General features: G+C 32.0%; 9 protein-coding genes. 6 read left to right on the top strand and 3 right to left on the bottom strand.

What is annotated here, in order from left to right; all coding sequences use genetic code 11:
- Positions 1 to 92: 92 nt before the first annotated feature.
- The 3 genes from P2W75_RS14050 to P2W75_RS14040 form a co-directional block, all read right to left on the bottom strand.
- Entirely contained in the window at positions 93 to 3,284 is a 3,192-nt protein-coding gene (locus P2W75_RS14050) for a hypothetical protein (protein ID WP_276380937.1), read from the bottom strand.
- Positions 3,285 to 3,789: 505 nt separating this feature from the next.
- Positions 3,790 to 5,541: a hypothetical protein gene (locus tag P2W75_RS14045; RefSeq protein ID WP_207297377.1), complete on the bottom strand. Its 1,752-nt coding sequence runs from the start codon at positions 5,539 to 5,541 to the stop codon at positions 3,790 to 3,792.
- Positions 5,542 to 5,758: 217 nt separating this feature from the next.
- Positions 5,759 to 7,591 (bottom strand): hypothetical protein, encoded by a 1,833-nt coding sequence (locus tag P2W75_RS14040; protein ID WP_276380936.1) that lies wholly within the window; start codon positions 7,589 to 7,591, stop codon positions 5,759 to 5,761.
- A gap of 419 nt (positions 7,592 to 8,010) precedes the next feature.
- Between P2W75_RS14040 and P2W75_RS14035 the strand changes: the two genes are divergently transcribed.
- From P2W75_RS14035 to P2W75_RS14010, 6 genes are all read left to right on the top strand, one after another.
- Positions 8,011 to 11,982 carry a hypothetical protein gene (locus P2W75_RS14035; RefSeq protein ID WP_276380935.1) on the top strand — a complete coding sequence of 1,324 codons (3,972 nt, stop codon included), beginning with the start codon at positions 8,011 to 8,013 and terminating at the stop codon, positions 11,980 to 11,982.
- A 32-nt stretch (positions 11,983 to 12,014) separates the two neighbouring features.
- Positions 12,015 to 13,040: a hypothetical protein gene (locus P2W75_RS14030; RefSeq protein ID WP_276380934.1), complete on the top strand. Its 1,026-nt coding sequence runs from the start codon at positions 12,015 to 12,017 to the stop codon at positions 13,038 to 13,040.
- A 121-nt stretch (positions 13,041 to 13,161) separates the two neighbouring features.
- Complete coding sequence (locus P2W75_RS14025) at positions 13,162 to 14,181, top strand: hypothetical protein (protein WP_276380933.1); 1,020 nt, start codon at positions 13,162 to 13,164, stop codon at positions 14,179 to 14,181.
- Positions 14,182 to 14,435: 254 nt separating this feature from the next.
- Positions 14,436 to 18,560, top strand: coding sequence for a two-component regulator propeller domain-containing protein (locus P2W75_RS14020; protein WP_276380932.1), 4,125 nt, complete (start codon positions 14,436 to 14,438; stop codon positions 18,558 to 18,560).
- A gap of 547 nt (positions 18,561 to 19,107) precedes the next feature.
- Complete coding sequence (locus P2W75_RS14015) at positions 19,108 to 22,134, top strand: TonB-dependent receptor (RefSeq protein ID WP_276380931.1); 3,027 nt, start codon at positions 19,108 to 19,110, stop codon at positions 22,132 to 22,134.
- Positions 22,135 to 22,177: 43 nt separating this feature from the next.
- Positions 22,178 to 23,770, top strand: a complete 1,593-nt coding sequence (locus P2W75_RS14010; protein ID WP_276380930.1) for a RagB/SusD family nutrient uptake outer membrane protein — start codon at positions 22,178 to 22,180, stop codon at positions 23,768 to 23,770.
- Positions 23,771 to 23,864: the final 94 nt, after the last annotated feature.

Below are 23,864 nucleotides of genomic sequence, written 5' to 3'. Positions count from 1 at the left end.
ATTGTTGATAGATTTATTACTATCAATTCTGGTGATTCTTTTTGATACTAAAATAATTTAAGAACTATTGCGATTCTAATATTCAAAAGAGATTATATTACCGCCGTAACTGACTGAGAAACCCATCCTGAAGTAGTTTTTGTATATATTTTTCCACCAGAGGCAATATTCAAACAATGAACCGAATCTCCTTTTTTTGCTTGTGTATAATTGGTGTTTAAATCGGCTGCACTTAAATCAGTTGTTGTAGGATTATCAAAAACTTCTAAAAGATCATCTAATGTTGCTAATGTATAATTACCATTTGGTTTATCTGATGGAAAATTAAATGAACCAACAGATGTCCTAAAAAATATAACATTAGCATTTACATGAAATTCTTCAGCTACAAATAAATCAAAATTTCCTGATGCATTAGAAATATAATTTATTCCAAAATTTAAACCCTGGCCTCCAGAAAAGTTGCCAATATTAATAGAAGGTGTATTTATTTGACTTGTTGCGATTAATTCAGTAGCCTTCAAAGTGCCATAAGCTTTTAAATTACCTTTTACTAATAAATAATCATCTGTATCTTGTAAAAGATTAACGTTGTAAGAGGCTTCGCTATTTCTAAAAGAAATTCCTTTATCTCTTACTTCATTTCCATTATCTATAACTGATTGTAAATTTTGAGTGTCTCCAGTGCTAGAAATAGTAATATTTCCGTTAGGATCAGCAAATTGACCATTTATTGAAATCGGATAAATTCTTGTATTATTAGCCTCAACTCTTTCAATTTTATCATTATGAATAGTAATGTTAGAAGTACCATAACCGCCAACTTTTAATTTTTCAGTAATGGCGTATATTTCAGATTTAGCATTAAGCTTCATATTAAAGTCGTAACCTTCAGGTTTTTCTGTATTCTCAGGTTTGTCCATAATAATTTGTACTCCATTTTCACAAGCAGTAATGTATGTTTCTAATGAAGAACGAATTTCCATTATATTATCAGAAAATATGTTCATTGGATTATTTATTTCACCTGTTCTTCTGTTTTTGATAATATCAACATATACATCGTTGTAAAAATCAGAATAACCGTTTACGACATTTAACCCCCCGTTTTGAATTACCGTTTTACCAGTAGAACCGCCACCAGCTAAAACAATTTCGCTACTGCCTCCATTTAATCTAAATTGAGAATCAGTGATATCAATACTGCTTCCATTTCCACCTCTTAAAGTTATCCCTTTACTATATGATGATATTTGTAACGGACTGTTGCTATAGTTGTTCCAATAATGACCATTTTGTGAGATTCTAAAGCCTCCAGAACCTCCTGCGCCTACATCAAATGTACCGCTAGGATTAGCGTTAATATATAAACCGTTATTAATATTAATAGTCACATCAGATTGATTGCCTAAGCTAATAGGTTTATTTACAAATCCAATCGAACCAGCCTCTAAGACTTCTTGTAAATTAGATTTTTGACTATCTTTAATAATTTGTAACACTTCTTGTACACTTGGATGAGAAGTATCTTTTATAATATTTCCTAACTCATCAACTGTAAGAACGGGCTGACTTTTTAAAGTTAAGCTTCCAGCTTTTGTTCCAAAAGGCATTGCAAAATAGTATGAGCCATTTGTCTGATTGATATCAAAATTATATGGTGTCTTTTCGAAACCTTCGCCAATAAAAATTCGATTATCAATAAAATCTCCTGAATATGTTTCTTTAACTAAATAATGTTTCTCATCAGTCCAATCTTGAAATAAATATTCTAGATGACCGTCAATGTCTTTTACATCAGTAATTATTCCCATTTCATATTCATTGACACTGTATACGTATACTCCATCGAATTCATATATTGCAGTAGTAATTATCGCATTTTGTCTGTCGGTCCCTCCAATAATAGCAATTTTACCATCAGATCTAAGAATCATTTTTGCAACACCTAAACCAACATTTCCATCTGTTCTGGTAATTTCTTCTGTACCAGCTGTAATTTTTAGAAGTGATGAATTTAAGTCACTTGTTGCTAATATAAGATTATCCTCGCTATCGCAAACACCTCTATAAACACCTTTATCAGGATAATTAACAGTATCACTAATTATTGTAACTAATCCGTCAATTGTAACTTTTACAACTTTGGCGCCCAATTCGCCTGTGATAAAATACATGTTTCCTTGTGTATCGACCGTTATATCTTTGTATAATTGACCATCATAAGATGCAATTTGTTCTTGTCCCGATTCTGGAGACCACTTATAGATCCTTGTTTCCCTAACATTGTCAGTATAATAAGTTTTTGCTGATATTAATTTATCTGGAATCATAGGATTAATAAATACAAGATTTCCCTCAATATTCAATAAGGTAACCTTTCCATATTGATTAATTTCAATGACGTTTCCGTTGTCATATTGCTGGCCGGTATACATACTTTTGGTTAAAGGAAAATAAACCATTCCTTGCAAATATTGTGATCCTATTGAATACTCTGTTGTTATATATTCAACGGATTCATTTCTAAGTTGTTGAAGCCTCAATCCTGAAGTATCGGCTAATCCTGTATCAATGTTTAAAATTCCATCAACGCGACTCATAATACTAATTTCTACATTGTCACCAGAATCATTAAACACTGGAACAAAATTTGGTGTTCCAGAAACTGAACCCCCAGAAACTTCAATATTTCCTGCTAAATCTGCAAACTGCCCATTTACTGATAATGGTAGATAAGTTGGCAAACTTCGGCCTAACCTAGGAAAGTTTATACGTACCCCGCCGTTATCTGTTGAGAATCCGATGGCATCATCTTGATAAGTTACCATAGTTTTATTTCCAATACCTCCGCTAGTGTTTTCGATTTTCATTGCATTTGCATAAAGAGTATTTTTAACCTTTACGGTTTTGTTTTCAATAATATTGAAGTATGGATTTACGGTATGTATTACACTTGCTGATTCAATGTTTTCTCCTCCTGCATAAAATTGAACACTTTGTGGAGATGCATTTCCTTCAGTAAGAACCTGGTCTAAATTCTGTAATTCACCTTCTTTAATAATAATATTTCCAGAACCTATAATAGATTCTCCATTAATGGTTTTAAAATCAGATTCTTCTGTTTTAGAATCCAGTAATTCTTGGATTCCTTCAATATCATTAACTGGGATTTTTTCATATTTATGTCTAAAAGAATCCCAAGTATCCCAAAATTGTTGCTGTGTTGGTTTTAAGCTGGTTTTAAACCAATTTTTTATTGTATTTAATGTTTGTATAGCCATGATTTATTATCTAATTGAATTATTGTTTTTAGAATTCGTTTTTACATTTTGATGTAAACTAAATAGACTTTTCAAATGGCTTTTGTCGGGGATTTTAGGCATTCTATTTATGCCTCTTGATGTTGAATAACTCATAGTGGTATTAGTTATAATTGAATTAATAATATGTTACTTTTGGAAATGGTTAAGAATAGCAAGAGTAGAGATTTTCATTGCACAAAAATGTTGCTATTTAAATTCGAGGGTGTAAAAGTAATTTAGAAGGAAAGAAAAAATAGAAAAAAAGAATCACAGTTTTCCGTAGTTTCAGTTAATTATTCCAATAACAATATGGTGACTTAAACAAAAAGAGCCGTTAGTAAATCTTTTGATTACTAACGGCTCATTGTATTTATCAAGCAATAAGATTTAATGCATTATAAATATTTTTATGTTAATTATATATTTTTCATTTTATATAATTGTTTAAAAATCAGAGGTTCTATTAGTTGTGAATATATTCATTTTATTGAAATGCTCCCCAGTTTACTTTAATCGTTTGTCCATTTGAAGGAATATCTTGAGTGAAAGAAACTACAATATTTGATCCTGATATATAGGAGTCAAACACTATTTTTTCGATATTGTAATTTGTTGTTACAAAATGCATCTTAACAGTGCCCATTAATCCATGTGGTATATTAAATTGGTATGTAACATCATCACCTGTAATCGTAAATACTCCACCATTACTGTAACTTTTTAAGTCTTCTTTTAGAAGTAAAGTATATTCTCCAGATGTTTTAGCTGGTACTTTTATTATTGATGGACTTCCTATGGCTATAGGGGTTTCAAAAACAAAAATAGTTTGTGCTCCTGAATTTATTACTTCATCTAATTGTATACCACCAGAAACAACACTTATATTTCCTGTCTTGTCGGTGTCTCTGTTGTAATTACTTAATGTAGCTTTTTTATTTCTAAAATCTAAGATACTTCCAGAATCTGGGTTGTAAGATCTAAAATAAATACCTCTATCATATTCATTCCCATATAAAATTCCTATACTACTTGAACCTCCATCTACTGAAGCAATGTTTCCAGAATTATCTAACATCTGTTGTAAAGTCGTTGGGGTTGTATCGTCTGTCGTTGCTAGTGTTTTAGGTTCACCAGTGATATCTTTAGGAAGGTAGAAATAAGTGCCATTTATCATACTTTCTGGATTTTCTTTCAAAAACGAAGATATACCATTTTCATTAGTCAAAGATAATTGTCCTGATAATTTGTTATCTTGCCCCACACTTAATCCGACACTTGCTAAATTTTGATAATCTCCATAACCTGTAGCATCTTTAAAAAGCATAAATTCACCATCTTTAATACTGGTTCCGAGAACTTGACCTCCAGATGCTCTGTTTTTCAATGTAAGTGCCGAAGGTTCTATTTGTGTTTCAGATATTATATTAGATTGACTTTTTTCACTAACAGTAATTTTTCCAGAATTAATTTCAGAATTAATTGTCAATCCATTTTGCGAATTTGGAAATCTCAAACCATTCTCAAAATTCCAATCTCCTGTAATAGTTTTTCTTGTCATTGCTAGCCAATTCCACCAGTTTAAAAGATTTGAACGACTAATCACTTTATTATCTTCTTCAATGGTATTAGAAATTTGTGTTTCTGCATCAGTTGCAATTGTTGCAGTAAGTTTGATCTCATTGAGTTTTTTACCCATTTCAGCAGATAAAGCATATCCCATTCCTCCAGAGGTTAAATCATTTATTACAATATAGTTTAGCCACGTCTGTATATTTTCTACCATTCGAGCAATTTCGTCAAATTTATCAGGATTTACATTATTTGATTGAAGCAAAGTATTAATTATGTTTATCTGATTTTGCAAAATTTTCCCCTGTTCCGCACTTAAAAGTGAATTTGAGCCTCCAGAAACTAAGTCATTTATAATATCAAGATATTGAGCAGCTAATTTTGTAAAACCGTTTAATGGTGCATATCCGTTTGCGATTCCTTTATTCGCGATATTTTCTTTAGTGTTAAATAATTCGCTATGGGCACTGACGTTGGTTTTGTGAGCATCAAGTTCTGATTTTTCAGCTTTTGAATTTAATGTCATTTCAAGATTTTCAATATCTTGAAGTGGTAGTTTTTCATTTTTATGTCTGAAGGAATCCCAAGTATCCCAAAATTGTTGCTGTGTTGGTTTTAAGCTGGTTTTAAACCAATTTTTTATAGTATTTAATGTTTGTATAGCCATGATTTATTATCTAATTGAATTAATAATATGTTACTTTTGGAAATGGTTAAGAATAGCAGAGTAGATTTTCATTCCACAAAAATGTTGCTATTTAAATTCGAGGTTGTAAAAGTAATTTAGAAGGAAAGAAAAAATAGAAAAAAAGAATCGCGGTTTTCCGTAGTTTTTATTTAAAAATAAGACCAGTAATTTATTCTAATTTTTTATTAATATCGTGTTACTGTAATTTTAAAACCATTGTTGAAAGATTGTTAAATTTTATAACCTTTGTTACGTTTTGTTCCTTTGAATTTTTTTGGTCTTGATATTCTATTGATATTCTATATTCAAAAGAGATATCTGCTTCAGATAGTTTCATATCCCCATATGTCCCTGAATAAGTTAAAGATTGAATAAAATATTGATTAAATTCTTCTGAAATTATATTTAACAAAGGATCATAACCTGTGTCGGAGAAAATTAAGGAAGAACAAACTTTAGGGCTTTCAAATAATGATGTTTGCAAGTTTATTTCATAGTTACGAATTTTTCTAGTTAATGCTTCACAATCATTTATCAACGAAAAATACAGCCTTATTGAATCATTTCCAGAAAATTTACAATTTTTACCTTTCAAGTAAACCTCAAAGAGAAAATTTTCAGGTTCGTATAATCCATCTTCTCTATATGATTCTATTTCATAATGATCAACTGTCTTTATTGTATAACTTCCAAAATCAGTAGCCCCAAAAGTTGTTGCTGGTATATTGACTATTTTGGAAACGATATTACTTTTATTAGTGTTAATTAATAAATAAGCAGGTATTTTAGATTTCCATGTAGTCATTAAAATATTATCATATTCCCTTGTATCAAGTAACCTGTAACGTATATTTGAAATAGTTTGATATAAATTTCCAAATGCATCTCTTTCTATTGCTCCACTTTGTGGAACAGTTGTTAATTCTCCATTTGGAATAATTAAGGGAGCAATCTCTTTTGTTCCTGGAGCTGTTTCTACAGAATCTTTGATAATAGCCAATTTCCCTGATTTATTCGGTAATAATAAATTGTTATATTGAGTTGCTTTTTCTTCTTTTAAAAAAGTACAACCATTATTATTTTCATTTATGAAAAATTGTATTCCATCTGTTGAAGTCATTCCTATGCCAGAAAAACCATGTGATGCAGAAAAACCTCTTGAAGACATAAAACCTCTATATTCAAGATCTCCTTCATCAAGATAAATAGATTTGTTATTTGCGACCATCCCTGCACCTAAAACGTCATCTAAAGTTGGTTTAGATTTATTTAGTTGACTTAGAATAACTACCTCATTAGGTTGTGTTGCAGGATTTGCTGATATAGTATTGTTCCATTTTAAAGGAGAATATTTAACCCATTGCCACCAATTATATAATTTAGAACGACTAATAACTTTATTGTCCTCTGCAACTGCAGATAAGATTTGAGTTTCAGTATCAGTTGCAATTGTTGCTGTTAACTTAATTTCATTAAGTTTTTTACCCATCTCAGCTGATAAAGCTTTTGTAGTTCCTCCAGAGATAAGATCATTTACTAAAATAGTATCTAATGAAAGTTGAATTTGTTCAACAGTATCTACTATTTTTTGAAGGCTATTTAAGTTTACATTATCAGATGATAATAAAGTTTTAATTTGATTTATCTGATTTTGCAAAATTTTCCCCTGTTCCGCACTTAAAAGTGAATTTGAGCCTCCAGAAACTAAATCATTTATAATATCAAGATATTGAGCAGCTAATTTTGTAAAACCGTTTAATGGCGCATATCCGTTTGCGATTCCTTTATTCGCTTTATTTTCTTTAGTGTTAAATAATTCGCTATGGGCACTGACGTTGGTCTTGTGAGCATCAAGTTCTGATTTTTCAGCTTTTGAATTTAATGTTATTTCAAGATTTTCAATATCTTGAAGTGGTAGTTTTTCATTTTTATGTCTGAAAGAATCCCAAGTATCCCAAAATTGTTCTTGTGAAGGTTTTAGCCCGGTTTTAAACCAGTTTTTTATTGTATTTAATGTCTGAATTGCCATGTTTTTTTGTTTAAGTAAAGTTTTAAAAGCCCTTTTTTAGATAGAATATCTGTAAGCTCAAATGAAGTTAAAAGACAAGAATTATACTTGTCGGGAATTTTAGGCATTTTCTTGATGCCTATTGAAAATAAAAAATCCATAACGGCTATTTTAAATGATTAATAATAAAAAGACGAGTGGTATTTTTTACGAAATCTTAGGAAGACACAATTGCATGAGATAAAAAATGCAATGCGATTATTTGTTTTTTGGAAGAAACAAAAGTAGGAAAAGGAGTGTGTTTTTAATTCAAAAAAAGCAAGTGTTTTCAGTAGTTTCAGTAGAAAAGAAACCTGCTGAAACTACTGAATACAAGCCACTTGAAATTTTAAATTCATACGATATGAAACTATTTTTACACCCAGAAAAATAGCTTCATTATGAATAAAAATACAATTCACAATTTTAATCTTTCGATAAAAAACAATACTTCTTCACAAAGTCCTGAAGACTTAACAAAAGCCTTTATAAAAGAATTAGCTGAGGTTTCGAAAGAAATGAGCCAGCAGAAAGATATTACGCAAATTTGGCAAGAGCAAAACTCTGCAAGTACTGTAATAAACAATATTGTAAACTCGACCGAAGAAGGCGTTTTCGATATCAATGCTGTAAATAAAACGGCACCATCGTTTAACACTACTTCTTCGGTGCCAGAGGCTTATTTACTTCAATCACCAATATTGAATGCTTCAATCGGAAGAGGCGTTACTGACACAACTGAAAGCACAATTATGAGTTCTTTCGCTTCAGCAAACAATACTCTTCCGGTTTCGAAAGCAGACAACGATATTCTGAGCAGTTCTTTAAGTCAGATTTATGAGAATCTTGATACAAAGCAAATGTTGTCTGTGCCGCAAATGCTTCAAAATAAAGAAAATGAGCCTTCTGTTGATCTTGTAAAAGCCGAAATCAAAAAGAAACTAGATCAGGCAAAAAGAGCAAATAATGACGAGGCCATTCAATATTGGACTCGTATTAGTAAAGCTTTTGAAGCAGGAATGACAGCGATTGATTTTGATGGAAAACCTAATGAAATGCTATTTACAGAAATGTATAAAGCTTTGAAACAATCGAGATTATCATCAATTGAAATTCAGAACTTTAATTGGGAAATCGTTCGCGAAAAAATGATTAAAGCAATTGATGCCAATATATTGAATGGAGCTATTTCTAAAGAAAATAAAATTCGTTGGGAAACAATCAAAAAACAGCTTAAAGATGATAAAACGAATATTGCAAATCTTTTTGAGCAATACGACGAATTGTTTTTATTGCTTAAAGAGGTCGAAGGTCTAGATGCTTTGCCCAATACTTTAACCATAACGACCAAAACCAAAATATATCCTAATCTAAGTGCAGACAAACTTTATGCTGCTATTGGAAAAGAAGATGTGTATGTTTTCCTTAAACAAGTTAGTGAAACAAAACTTGATGGAAGCGCAGTAAATAAAGGCGCTGTAAGAATTAAAAATGCCGACGCATCTTCATTTATTGTTGGCGAGAGTCTAGAGTTTTTTGTTGATGAAGCTTTTATCAATCAGAAGGTGCATCAAAAAGAAAACATTAATTGGATTGTTTACAATACTAAAAACAGCAAAGAAAATATCTTTAGAAATGAAGGAGCTTCATTTGGTTATAATTTCGATACACCAGGAACTTATAGAATTGATGCTTATGGACATGACCATACAGTAAAACAGAAAAAAGGAGCAAAAACAGCTACTTTTATCGAACTTAAAATCGTAGCTCAGGAAATTGTAATTACGCCACCAGCGGCGATTAAAGGAGAATTTAGCAGATCTTTTACGCAAGAAAAAACATTTAAAGTCTCTTTAAAAAATACAATACTAAAACCATTAAATCCGATAAAACTTTATTATCAAATTGAGACTGCAATTGCAGGAAAAACAGCTATAATCTCTGAAGAAAAAGAATTAGATACAACAGGAATTATCAAACTTACTATGCCAGATTTGGGAACTTATAAAATTAAAGTTTCAAGTAAAGATCAATATGGATTGGTTAAAGAGTTTAAAACTTCTGTAATTAAAAATGAGGTTGCAAGTATTGGTGTTGAAGGAAAAAGTTCAGAAAGCAATATATTCTTGTTAGGAATTGCAAACAGTCAGTTGACTTTGGAAGCCAAAACGTTCAAAATAAATCCACCAACAGCTGATGAAAAAGAAGATGTAAGATGGATAATTTACGATTCTAATAATAAACCTTATCTAGTTTCTGAATTTAAGTTATTTGCAAATAAAAACGATCCTCAAAAATCCTATATGCATAAATGGAATTCTTTTACCACATCTATTCCTCAAAAAGCTGGAAATTATGTTGTAGAAGCATTCAGTCATCGTCAAAAAGGGGCTAAATCTCCATGTACTTATAAGTTTGAGGTAAAAGAACCACAAATTGCAGAAGCGTATTGGTCATGGAGCGGAGGAACTAAAAAAACAATCTCAGGTCTTTCAGAAGATAATTACATTAATGCCAGCATTCCTTATTATAATAATCAAAAGGTTAGAATTTATTTTTATCTAAATAGCAGAAAAACAAACCATTTTATTGATGTAAAAACCAATGAAAGAGGAGAGCTTTTCGAAAAGATAAATTTTGATTCAAATTTTCAAAAACTCATCGGATTCCAAAGTCAAAAAAACACCAAAATCGGATTTAAACTATTAGGAATTCAGAATGGAAAACCATACCAATTTAAATCGCCAGCTAATTATGATACTAATACCGTAATTTCTGTTACAACAGAGAAGAAAGTATTAGATGTATATTTTACATACGATGGTAAGAGAGTAACACCAGAAAATGAGGTTCCGTTTGGCAAAAAAGGCGCAATTGTTACACTGGTAGCCAAAACCCAAAATATGATTGGAGAAGAGATTGAGCTAAAAGCTCATAAAATAAGCGAAAAACCATCTTTTACAGGTAAAGCAAAAGTAAACTTAGAAGGAATTGCAACAACAAGTTTCCTCTTGAAGAATCTGGATAAAAAACTTAAAATAGGAACTCAAATAAAGTATTATGCAGGTGTTGATGGTTATTCTACAAAACATTTGGATAATAAGGTTTTGGTTATGATTGTAGGAGAAGAGAAAATAAGTGACAAAATTGGCGAGAATGAGCTTGAATTAATTTGGGGAGGAAAAGTAAGTGTTGCATTTAGACAAAAAGTTATTTCCATTTGTAAAGATATGTGGGGAGAAGATAAAAAACATGAAATGGCAAATGCTTTAATGATTGCAATGTCTGTTGAAACTGGAGAAACTTTTAGTAGTTCTTTAATAAGATCAACAAAATTAGGATATATTGGTGTTTCTAAAGAAGAACATAAAAATAGTCCAGATTTAGTTAAAGGAAAACCTATTGGCTTGGCTCAATTTACAGAAGATGCAGTTAAATCTCTAATTTTAAAAGAAAAAGGAATTTTAGAGACTAAAGAAACAGCAAAAGCAATACCCTTAAAGGAAGTAAATGAGTACAAACAAAAACTTGCCTTGTTATCCCCTGAAGATCAGTTAGATTATGTTAAAACATATTTAATGCTTTTTAATAATCATAAAAAAGTTAAAAGACCAGAAGATGTTTACATGATAATTTTTGCTCCAAGAGCCACAGGTAAAGGTGATAATGTAGACATTTATAAAAAATATTTAACAAAAGAGGATCAAGAAAAAGAAAAAGTAAATCCAAAATATAGCAAAAATGCTACAATGGATACAAAAAATGATGGATTTAATAAAGGAAATAATGATGGGATAATTCAATCTGGAGAATTATTGGCTAGATATAGAGAAATGAAGGCAAAAGGAGCTAGGTATGCAATAGATATTAATGAAGCGAGAAAACTTAATCAGGTTTTAGCCGAAAAAATTCTCAAAAGTGGAAGGGTAACTTTTGCAAATTCGCATGTTTCTGGAGTAATTGATAAGGCTATGGCTCAGGATAATATAAATGATACTGCACTTGGTAAAAATGCAAAAAGAAGTGATTATAAGAGAGCACCGGGCGGAGAGATTGCACTTTTGTCTGAATTACTTTATATTATGTATCAATTAAGTAAAGATTATACATTTAACGTATCTGAAATTAGCGGGGCAGATCATTCTATAAATAGTAAACATTATTTTGGTAAAGCATTTGATATAAACGAAATAAATGGTAAGGATATTGGAAATGGTATTGGAGCAAAAGCAGTTTGTTTTATTCCAGATGACTTAATTATTGAAGTTGAGAAAAAGGCATTGAGCTATGGAGCAAACAGAGTTTTAAATAGTTTAAATGATCTGAAAAAAAGGGAGCATCATAATCATTTTCATATAGAAATAACTCCATAAAAAAAATGCTACTTTTACCAAAAAATAAAATCATGTTTAAAAAAGGATTACTTATATTTATTATATCAATAATTATATTTTCATGTAATAAACAAACAGAAAATAATATTTTTCTAGGCATTGTCACAAATTTGAAAGGTGTAGATTTGTTTTCTAGTGAAGATCTATCTACGGAGAAATTGTATCATTTGAATTATGCATCTAAAATTGAAATTATTTCTTTTGATACAATTAAAAATGTTTCGAAGGTTTTATATCAAAATCAAGAATTGTATACCTCTCTTTATGATGTCGAATTACTTTCTAAATTAGAAAATGGAAAAAGTTATTTTACAAAAGATTGCTATTGTTTATTGGGCTTGAAAGAAACAAAAACAATTAATTTTCCCACTAGATATGATACTATACGTTATTTTATAAAAGGCAATAAGATAAGATCAATAAAGGAAATATCTTGTTTTCGACCAAGTTATGAAATCTACAAACAACACGATGTAGATATCGATAAAGAAGATTATGAATCTGATAGTCCAAACTTGTACTCTTATTTTATGATCGATAGCAATGATTTTTTAATTGGTAATTTCTTTAAAGATGGCAATAAGTCATATTTAGAATGTTATAATGAAAAATCAACCTTTGAAATTTCAGGAAATTCTGGTAAATTGTCAAAATACCGTGTGCCTGAAGATTTTAACTATACAATAAACTTATTTAATGCAGATCTTCTATTGGCAAAGATCGATAATGGTAATTTTGTAAAACCTTTATCAAGCATCGATTATACTCAAGAAGCAATTTATATCGAACAAGGTGATTTATATTTAGAGAAACCTATTAATGTAAAATTGTACAGTTTAAATGGTTTTAAATCTGTTGAATATAGCAGTAATAGTATTTTATTTAGATATCTAAGAGAAATTAAAATCGTTGAAAAAGGAGGAAAGAAAAAATACTTTGCAAAAATTAACATAGTTCAAAATGAAAAATCAGGTTTATCAGGTGAATATTATCTAGATTTAAAAGAAGTGGCAATGTTTGCCTCTATTCCAGATTAAATGAAAATTTTAATATTAAAAAGCGCAAAAGTTGTTTAGACTTTTGCGCTTTTTTTAATTAGGTATAATTGTCTTTAAAATTTTATAGATGTATTTTCGTACTTGAAGTACAGATTAGAAAATGATAAAATTACATTTAGACGTTATGAGTGGTATTATTTATAGATTAACAATTTTTAGTTTATTTATTTTTGTAGGTTGTAAAAATGATGTGAAAGTAAAAGAGATTGATAGCTCTTTTGGTGTTGAAAATATCAAATTGATTTCTGTTAATGATACTTTGTTTCTTAAAGATGATAATGATCAGTTTGGAGAAGAATGGAGAGATTATATTAAGCATAATGAAATATTAACAAAAAGTAAGAAATTTGATAAAGAGACAACTGAACGATTTAAAATATTCAATTTCTTGAATAAAGAATCAATACAATATTTGATTATTAAACGAAGAATTAATTTGAATGCCAATTTCAATACATTAATTGTTACTACACCAGAAACATTTATATTACTAAACTACAATTCAAAAGATGAGCTAATAGATTTTTTAGATTTATCAAAATTCAATCAGCAAATTTGTCAATGTACATCTCGTGTTTATATTGATAAAAATGGTGTAATTCATTGTCAAATAGAATCAGGAAAACCTTTTTATCCTTATGTTAATTACAAGCTCAATGATAAAGGGAAATTTGAAATTATTGAGCAATTTATTCCGCCTATGGAGGAAAAAATGCCATCTACAGAAAGGCTTGAATATATTATAAAAAAAACAGTTTCAATAAGTGGTGATACTAATGTAAAGTCCTATTTAGAATCAGATCAATTTACTGCATCAAACACTACATCTATCGAAGAAAAGGATGTAAAGAAAATTTTGTTTTCAAAAACCTATTCTACAAAAGTGTATAAATTATTGTTGGACTCGATTGACCAATATACTAATGAAGAAAAAAGTCTGAATGTTTTAGGAAAAGTTTCAGATCAAAACAACTTACTGTTGGTTTGCAATCTCAATAGAGCAGACCAATTTGGTTTGATACTTATATTAAATAAAAATCACGAAGTTATAGATTCGAAATTTATTAATATAGGTGATCCTATGACTGATGAGAACATATTAGACTTCGTGAAAGAGTAAGCTTTATTTAAATAGGCAAAACGATTAATAAAAAGCGCAAAAGTCTTTTGATTTTTGCGCTTTTTGTTGAAACAGATAAGCCTTCATCAAAAAAAACACAAACCCACCCCTTAAAAAGAAAAAATAACTCCCTCTATTTTTTGCAATAGATTTATTTTGCGGTCTGTTCAATCGATTTTTTTCATAGGTTTATTGACTTTGAAAAGACAAATCTTTTTTGCAGACAATTTCCAGAGCGTTTATAATTTCTGTTTATGAAAAACATTAAAAATTACATTTTAAGCTGTATCGTATTTATTGCTGTTTCCTTTAAAGTTTCGGCGCAGGGATCGGATTTGTATTTTGATCATATCGATTATGATGTGAGTTTTTCGCAGAGTATGATTTCTAGTATTCATCAAACCCAAAAAGGATTTATCTGGATTGGAACTGCAAACGGTTTGATTAGTTACGATGGTTATGATTTCTTGAGATACGTTTACAACAAAGACATTCTCAACAGCATCAGTAACAATCATGTAAATGTGATTTTAGAAGACAGCGAAAGACAGCTATGGATTGGAACGAATAATGGACTGAATTTTTACAACAAAAACGAAAGAACCTTTTTAAGAGTTGATGTCCAAAAAATAAAAGGCGGACGAAACTATATTTCCTCTATAATTCAAGACGGTCAAAACCGAATCTGGGTTGGGACTTTTGGCGGAATCAAACGACTTAATCGGCAGAAATATTTGTTGGAAGAAATCTCGAACGACCACAATTCGCCATTTAGAAAAAGCAGGGTTTTGTCCTTGTTTTACGATCGCAATTACGGAGTTTTGGTTGGAACTTCAAAAGGTTTGGAATGCTTTGATCCTAAAAACGGCTCCAAAAAAGCAATTCCCAAAGTTCTGGCAGATAACGAAGCATTAATCAAATCGAAAATCTGGAAAATTATTAAAGAAAAAAACGGCGATTTATGGTTTGCTACAGAAGCCAACGGCGTCTTTCATTTTAATATCAAAAAGAATTCAGTAACCAATTTTCTGCTCAATACCAGCAACAGAAAAAGTCTGTCTTCAAACTGGGTTAACGATATTGTTTCTGTTGATGATAACACCATTTGGTTTGCGACAAAAAATGGTTTGTGTGTTTATAAAAAAGACAAAAATGAGTTTACGAAATACGGACATAATCCGCTGGAAAGTTACAGTCTTTCAGACGATGATGTAAAATGTTTTTTAAAAGACCGTCATAACGATATCTGGATTGGAACAAATGGAGGAGGTGTCAACTTTTTTCAGAAAACCAATACCAATTTTACTAATATTAGAGAAGTCATAAAGCCCAATTTTGGACTTAATACTGCTTTTGTAAATGCAGTTGCCAGAGAAAATGACGGTTCAGTTTGGGTAGGAACAAGTGGTGGAGGCTTGAATTATCTCGATTTCAGAAATAACAAAAATACCACGTATCAAATTGAAGGTTACGATTTTGATAAAAGTGTTAATATGATAACGGCTTTGGCCAATCAAAACGAGCAGAATCTATTTTGTGGGACTTTCAACGGATTATTCAAATTCAATAAAAGCACTAAATCGTTTCAATTTATTTCACTGTCGCGAAAAGATTCTAAAGAAAGAGAACGCCCAATTACTTCTTTAATACTGGATAACGGCGATTTGTGGGTGGGAACAAACGGAAACGGATTAAAGAAAGTAATGCCAGACGGAACAGTTGAAATTTATATGGCTGATGGTACGCCTAATTCGCTCAGCGATAATTTTATAACCGATCTGGCCAATAGAAAAGACGGTCTTTGGATTGCTACACAATACGGTCTAAACTATTTCGATAAAAAACTAAAACACGTTACAAAAGTTTTTAAAGCCGGACCCAAAAGCGGACTTTCAAATAATAGTCTTACCGTCATGTTTACCGATTCTAAAGGTCGTTTTTGGGTTGGTGCCGAAAGCGGAGGCGTGAATATTTTTGACGAAAAGAAAGGGCGTTTCTTCGAAATCAACCGCTCAATGGGATTTACTGATGAAACCATCAAAAGTATTTCTGAAGATGCAGAAGGAAATATCTGGATCAGCGACAATAATTTGTTGTATAAAATCAAAACCAAAAATGTAAAACCAGTTTTAAATATTAAAGATTTTGAAATCACTTCTTTTTCTTCTAAAGACGGTTTAAAAGTCAAACAGTTCTCCAATAATTGCAGTGTTAAACTCAATGCAAAAGAACTAGTTTTTGGCTCTTCGAATGGTTTAATTGTTTTCAACCCATCTAAATTGATTAAAACGAAAGACCAATCACCAATTGTCCTCACAAAACTTATTGTAAATAACGAAGAAATCAGGCCTGGAAATAAAGAGGTTTCGATGGAAAAACGCATCAGTGAAACATCTGAAATTACTTTAAAACACGATCAGGGTTATATTGGGTTGGAATTTAGTGCGATGAATTTCATTTCGCCAGAAAAAAATGAATACGCTTATAAACTCGAAAGTTCCTTTAATAAAGACGAATGGCACATTATAGGTTCGCAGCATTATATCAATTTAACCAATTTAAATTCGGGAACTTATGTGCTGAAAATTAAAACTTCAAACGGAGGAGGAGAATGGAATCCAAACATTAAAACCTTAAAAATCATTATGCTGCCGCCGTGGTGGAAAACATGGTGGGCGTATTTATTTTACATTGCTTTACTAGCTGGGGCTTCGGTTTTATCATTCCGCTTTTTTAGAAATCGAGAATTATTAAAACAAGCGTATTATCTGGAGCAGGTAGAAAAAGAAAGACAGGAAGAATTATACAAAATGAAACTGGATTTCTTTACCAATGTTTCGCATGAAATCAGAACACCGCTCACTTTAATCAGCGGACCTGTTGAAGAACTTTTAAGCAGTGCCGAAAAGAATTCAAATCTCGAACACAAACTAAAAACCATAAAAAGTAATTCTGACCGATTATTAAAACTGGTTAACGAATTAATGGATTTTAGAAAAGCCGAAAAAGGAAGCATGAAAATCTATTGCGAACAGCAGGATATTGTTTCATTTTGTTTTGATATTTATGAATCGTTTCGAGGAATTGCGGTCGAGAAAAAAATCGATTATAAATTTGTTCTAAATATCAACACAGCACAGCTTTATTTTGATAAAAACCAGATGGAGAAAGTGATTTATAATCTGCTTTCGAATGCTTTTAAATTCACAAGCAAAGGCGGAAAAATTACATTAGCTGTCGAACAAAAAGAAGATTCGGATTTTATAGAAATTAAGGTAAAAGACAACGGAATTGGGATTCCAGACAATAGAAAAAAGAAAATTTTCAAGAACTTCTTCCAATTAGACGATCGTGGCAGCGCTAATTTAGGGAGCGGAATAGGCTTGGCTTTAAGCAAAAGTATTGTAGAACTGCATCATGGAGAAATTAAAGTCCAGACAGAAGAAGATCCAAACTTCAATACCATTTTTACTATCAAATTAAAGAAAGGAAAAGACCATTTCAAGAAATCACAAATTGTAGAAAATGCGATTTCGATAAACGAAAATGCCAATCCAATTTCGGATGTAAAAACAGAAATTGATCTTTACGAAAGAGAATATTTAGAAGAAGAAAACAGCGCTAAGAAAACCGTTCTTGTTATCGATGATAATGAAGAAGTATTGTCGTTTATCTACGATATTTTGTATACAGATTACAGAATATTGAAGTTTACAAGCGGCGCATTGGCTTTGGAATTTATGGAAAAAGAAATCCCAGATCTTATTGTAACCGATGTTATGATGCCAGAAATGGATGGTTTCGAATTGTGCCATATTTTAAAAACCAACTTAAATACCAATCATATTCCGGTAATTATGCTTACCGCAAAATCGTCTACCTTAAATAGAATCGAAGGACTTTCTACAGGAGCCGATGCGTATATTTCGAAACCTTTCAGCATTGAAGAATTAAAATTGACAATTGCCAATCTTTTATCTGCCAAAGAAATAATGCGTCAAAAATACGGCGAAGGTTTTATAGCCGCTGTCGAAGAAGAAAACCTAAACACACCAGAAGGAATCTTTTTGAAAAAGCTGACGCAGATAATCGAATCGAATATTGATAATCCCGATTTTGATGTAAACGATTTGGTAAATGAAATAGGAATGAGCCGAACCGTTCTCTACAAAAAAGTCCAAACCTTAACTGATCATTCGGTTGCTGGTTTTATAAAAAATATGCGATTGAAAAAAGCCGCTCATTTAATAGCCAATACTAGTTATTCAATCTCTGAAGTAACCTATATGGTTGGGTTTAATGACAGAAAGCATTTCAGTAAAGAATTTAAAAAGTTTTACAATCTTTCACCAACAGAATATAAAGCTTCGCATAATTAAATTTCTAACCGCAACCCCTATAGTTAACGAGAGCTGAGATTTACGCAAAGTCCGCAAAGTTTAATAAAAGCTTTGCGGACTTTTCATTTTTTGGCCACAGATTAACTGATTCTAATTTTTCTCCCGCAGATTTGGCAGATCTAGCGGATTTTCTACTTTATAAAAAATCTGAGAAGATGTTTTATAAATAAAGCTAAAAAATCTGTTTAATCTGCCAAATCTGCGGGAGAAAACTAATATCTAATAAATATATTTCACATAAATAAAAAAAATCTTTTCAAAATCTGCGTGAAATAAAAATCATTTCATCCTAATAATCAGTGGCAAAAAAACTCTGCGGACTTTGCGGTTAAATTCCAAAATAACTACATCGTAATTTTTTAGGTTTTTATTACGAATACTGTTTTTAAAGGGTTGAAATATTGAAAGAAACACATCGACACCCCTAAAAACGAATATTCACCTCCCTTGGTAACCTCATTTATTAGTCATTTTTGCAACCAATAATCACATGACTTTATAAATTAACTAACCAAAAAAATTAACAATGAAAAACAACAAACCCGAAAAGATTCTTTTTCTTGGTGGAAATTATCTACGATTAATTTTAATGTTTTTTCTGTTTATTCTCGCTTCAAATGTGAATGCACAGGAAAGTACCATTTCCGGAAAAGTAGTTGACAATGCAGGTCTCCCATTACCAGGAGTAAACGTGCATGTAAAAGGAAGTACAAAAGGAACCCAGACTGATTTCGACGGGAATTTCAGCATTAGCACTGCGCCAAAAAGTACGCTTGTTTTTTCCTTCATCGGGATGGATGAAGTTGCTGTTGACACAGAAAACAAGAAAAACCTAAAAGTCGTACTAAAAGCCAGTTCTCAGGCATTAGACGAAATCATCGTTGTAGGCTACGGAACCAAAAAGAAAAGCGACGTAATTAGTTCTGTAGTTTCGGTTAAACCAGGCGACATGACAAAAGTGGCGACTTCAGATGTTGGAGAAATGCTTAGAGGAAAAGCTGCCGGAGTTCAAGTTTCATTAGCCGATGGAGGCCCGGGAAGTTCATCTTCAATCCAGATTAGAGGGAAAAAATCGATTAACGGAAGCAACGAACCAATCGTAATTGCAGATGGTGTGGTAATTGGAAATATCAATGACATCAATGCCAACGATATTGCTTCTTTAGAAATTCTAAAAGATGCCGCTGCACAATCTATTTATGGAGCAAGAGCTTCAAACGGAGTGATTTTAATTACCACAAAAAGAGGAAAAACGGGAAAAGCAAAAATCGCTTACAACGGTTTCTCTGGTGTACAGACCATCAATAGAAATTTTGACATTTACAGCGGAGAAGAATTTGCACAATTAAAAAGAGAAGCCTACAGAACCAGTAACGGTGGAGTTTACAGACCAGACGAACAGGTTTTTTCACCGCTTGAACTTGAATCGGTTAAATCAGGAAAATACATTGACTGGGAAAAATATGTTTTAAGAACAGGAGTAACCAATAATCATAGTGTTAGTATTTCATCTGGTACCGAAAAAACAAGTATTTTTTCAAGTATCAACTACATTAATACGCAAGGAGTAATTCCAAATTCTGATTTCGAAAAAGTAGCCATGAGAGTAAATGTTGATCAGCGAATTACTGATTGGCTGAAAGTAGGTATGAATGTTTCGCTTCAGTATTCAGAATCAGACAGACCAAACGTTGGGAACATCTTAAACAATGCCATCAACACATCGCCGCTTGGAAAAATCTACAACGATGATGGTACGTTTCGTCATTTGCCAGGAGGTATTCAGGAAACACCAAATCCACTGATCGATATTTATGAAACCAATACCAATGAGTTAAACCGAAATGATATCATGAATGTATTTCTAGATATTAATTTATTAAAAGGTTTTACCTATAAATTAAATGCCAGCCGCAGATCTTGGAATTACAAAGCAATGTCTTTCAATTCTTCAAAATCACTTGCCGGAATTGCCAATTCTGGACAAGGAAGCGGACGTATTACTTTTAAAGACAATGTAGAATATCAATTGAGTAATATTTTGAATTACAACTTTAAGCTGGCAGACAAAAATCATTTTAACGCTACTGGAGTTTACGAAATTACATCATCAGAATACAATGAATTTGAAAACTCAGCAAGCAGAATCCCAAGCGATATATTAGGAATTTACGGCCTAGAAAGTGCCTTCTTAAATACACCATTAATTGGAGGAAATGAAAGATCACTTATTTCTTTCGCAGGAAAATTAGAATATGATTTTGACAGCAAATATTATTTCACCGTTTCAGGAAGAGCCGATGGATCTTCAGTATTTGGAAAAAATAATAAATGGGGATTCTTTCCTGCGGTAAATGCGGCTTGGAATGTTTCTAATGAAGAATTCATAAAAGAACATCTTCCAGTTATCAGCAATTTCAAATTAAGAGCCAGTTATGGTAAAGTAGGAAACCAGCCGAAAGATCCGTATCAAAGTATGGCAACAGCAGTACAGAGAGATTACATTATAAACGGAGTAAAAGTTTCTGGATATGTGCCGGGATCACAATTATCAAATCCAGATTTACGCTGGGAAACTTCAACGCAATTAAACCTTGCTGCTGATTTTGGTCTTTTCAAAAACAGATTAACAGGAACAGTTGAGGTTTATAATACCGACACTTCAGATTTATTGATTTACGAAACCTTAAATGCCAACACTGGCTATACCACGAAATTGTCCAATATTGGTAAAGTAAACAATAAAGGTTTGGAAATTACCTTAAATAGTGATTTGATCAAAAAGAAAGATTTCAGATTAAATGTAGGAGCCACTTTCACTAAAAACAAAAACAGCATTGTAAGCATTTATGGTAAAGATGCAAACGGAGATGGAAGAGAAGATGATGCCGTTGGAAACCTCTGGTTTATAGGAAAACCAATCGATGTGTATTACCGCTACAAAGCAGTCGGAATTTATCAAGAAGGAGAAACAATTCCAATTGTTACAGGAACTACTTTATATCCAGGAGATATCAAATTATATGATGCCGATCCGTCAAATGGAGCTAATCCAAATCCAGATCAGGATAGAATTATCACTTCAAAAATGCCTGATTGGTTCGGAACCTTTTCATTGGCTTTAGAATACAAACAATTTGATTTCTCGGCAGATATTTATACTGTTCAAGGCGTTACCAGAGATAACTTGTTCTTGTACGATTATGTTCACGGAGGTTCATTAAGAGGAGTAAAAAATGGTATTAAACAAGACTATTGGACACCTGAAAATCCGGGTGGAAACTGGCCGAGACCAAGAGACGGAAACGATCCGCCATATATCAATACGTTAGGATTACAAGACGCCTCATACATTCGTTTGCAAAACGTTTCTGTTGGATTCAAATTTCCTGAAAACACGCTTAAATCATTAGGATTGAGTAATATGAGGTTGTATGTAACCGGAAGCAACTTAGTCACTTTAACGGATTACCAATCGTACAGCCCAGAAAAAGAAATAGGCGATTATCCAGAACCAGTCACTTGTGTTATAGGCTTACAAGTAGGTTTCTAATAACACAGTTTAAGACATTCAATAAAATAAAAATAACAAGATCATGAAAAATATAAATTTTCTATTTGTTTTGATATTCGGACTTTCTTTAGGACTTACTTCATGCGAAGATTTTCTGGAAGAAAACGTAAAAGATCAGGTTTCTGTAGACTATATCTACAATTCTCCTGCAGGATTAGAAGTAGGAGTAAATGCACTTTACAACCAAATGCGTTATTACAACCTGCCTTCAGGCGATAACAGCGATTTGTGGGCCAATGTGTTCTTTATGGTTGCCACCGATTTAGGACTGCACAGAACATGGAATACACCTTACGGAACCGGACATAATCCGCAGTCATTTACAGGTTCAAAATGGATTCAAGGTTATAAAATCATCGACAGATGTTCGGCTATTATTACATCGGCTAGGAATATCAAAATGGATGAAAATGCCAAAAAAAGATTAGTAGCACAGGCAAGAGTGATAAGAGGTGAATTATATCTGGACCTAAAACAAATGTATGGCGGAATCCTTATCGATACTATTCCGACAACTCCTGAAAATATCAACGATCCGGTTGAATACAAAGTAGCCAGCGACGCAGATGTATACCGATTAATCGATACCGATTTAGATTACGCTATTGCCAATCTTCCTTTTAAAGTAGATCCGGGACGTTATGGTCAGGGCGTTGCGAGACACATTCGCGGAAAAAGCGCTTTATGGCAGGAAGACTGGGCAGAAGCTGCTGCTCAATTTGATGCCATTATTAACGACGGAACACACGGTTTAGTAGCACTTGCTGATGTTTGGGGACAAAATGGAAATCATAAAGAATCTCTTTTTACCTATCAAAAAGACTTTTTATTAGGGCCAAGTGATGATTTAGCCGGCGGCGGCGGCTCTTGGTTAAGCAGTGTTTTTACACACAGAACTTATGAATTAAATGCCAATGAATTGGTTCAAGATGTAGCTTACGGTGGTCAGGCTTTAGGATGGTTTTATCCAAACAATTACCTGAAATCACTTTACGACCAAACCAATGATTTACGATTTAAAACCTATTATTATTCAGATAATTATCAGGATTATAAAATCAATGTTCCAAGTAATCCAAGATTCGGACAGCCTATTACCAATCCGGCAATTGCAGCACCAAACGGAAATTACAGAGCTTGGCACTGGAGTTTGAAAAAATACCATGATACTGAAAAACTGCCAATGACTTCCAACAGTTACAAAGATTATATGTATTACAGATTGGCAGAAACGTATTTACTGGCATCAGAAGCACATCATAATTTAGGAAATGATACCAAAGCGCTGGCCTATTTAAATAAAGTAAGAAGAAGAGGTTATACAGGAAACCCAGAAAGTACTGTAACCACTTTTGATTTAACATCGTGGACTTTAAACAATTATTTAGACGAATCAGCAAGAGAATTGGCTTTTGAAAACAACAGATGGTTTCTGCTGAAAAGATTAGGACTTTTGGTTGAAAGACAAAATTTATATTTCCGTTCAAGTCCATCTGGAACTATTTCGGGTGAAGTACCTTTAAGAATGACTCCAGCAATGGTAAACATGCCAATTCCACAATCACAAATTGATTTGATGGGAAAACCAGCTGGATTTAATGTTGGTTACAACTAAATTTTCTAACACATAGAAACATAGATTTTTTCTAATTAAAAGATTTCTAAAGAGAAACAAATTTCTTCAACATAGTTTTTGCTATGTGAATTAA

The organism is Flavobacterium sp. H4147, from assembly GCF_029360735.1.
GTDB lineage: Bacteria > Bacteroidota > Bacteroidia > Flavobacteriales > Flavobacteriaceae > Flavobacterium > Flavobacterium endoglycinae.
This window is presented reverse-complemented; position numbering and strand designations above follow the sequence as displayed.